This window comes from Carboxylicivirga taeanensis, from assembly GCF_051851475.1.
GTDB classification, from domain to species: domain Bacteria; phylum Bacteroidota; class Bacteroidia; order Bacteroidales; family Marinilabiliaceae; genus Carboxylicivirga; species Carboxylicivirga taeanensis.
This window is the reverse complement of record NZ_JBPUSJ010000097.1, coordinates 1-885: the sequence shown is the minus strand read 5'-3', so window position 1 is coordinate 885 and position 885 is coordinate 1. Positions and strand designations below refer to the sequence as shown.

Here is an 885-nt window from a genome sequence, read left to right as displayed (position 1 = left end):
AACTACGGCCCATAACACGCTATATGCACTATAACAAAAACCGCTATTATAAATATAATATCAGTTTCTATTACAGCCCATATAGCTACCGTTAGGGGCAATTCCCCACATCTCACTGAACAGCTGAATTTTAATACAAATATGAGTTTAGGATTAATAATATTTCTGTTAGTTATACTGACTTGGTTAGTTGCAACCATTATCGAACTAATTAATTTAAATCGATTCAATCTTAAGTTCTTTAGTTTTGGTAGGACTATTTATAGACACGAACTAAAAGTGAAATTTTCGAATTGGAAATATTTCGATGGTATTTATGAAGAAAAAGAAGGTAAATATGTTTTCATTCCTGACTTAAAAACTGGTTATTTCGTAACTCGGTTCCGATTCTATAGAAAACATAGCATACTTTCGCAAAGTTCTGGAATGCCATTGACTATTTTTGGTGATTTTGAAGAAAGCAATGGAATTCTAAAGATTAATTACAAAATATCATACAGACTACTATTCCTAATATTAGCCTGGCTAACGCCGTGGGTTGTTGTTCCGATTATATCAGCAATAAAAGGAAACTTTATCGGTCTAGCAGTTGGACTTGGAGGAATTGCATTTACCATTTTGTTCTTGTACTTCATCTACATATTCCAAAATGGGAAGATGCTATTAATTTCAGACGAAATAAGTAGATTACTAAAAATTAGAAAATAACTGCCCCTAACACGCCGCCATAGCGCATAGCAGTCCGGCTCACTTTGGGCGGGCAGATTCCCGCTTCGATAGTCTCGTCCTCTCGGACGGACAATCTCAACGCAAATCTGCTACAGCGCCATGCGGCCAACCGTTGTAACCTATTTGTTGGTTAAATATTTACAGATTTATTTTGGT

Annotated in this window: 1 protein-coding gene; it reads left to right on the top strand. The window is 35.6% G+C overall.

Translation table 11 applies throughout. The annotated features are described in order from the left end of the window. Window positions 1-279: 279 nt before the first annotated feature. On the top strand, window positions 280-708 hold the full coding sequence (locus tag ACSX1H_RS19410) for a hypothetical protein (RefSeq protein WP_439185915.1): 429 nt from the start codon (window positions 280-282) through the stop codon (window positions 706-708). Window positions 709-885: the final 177 nt, after the last annotated feature.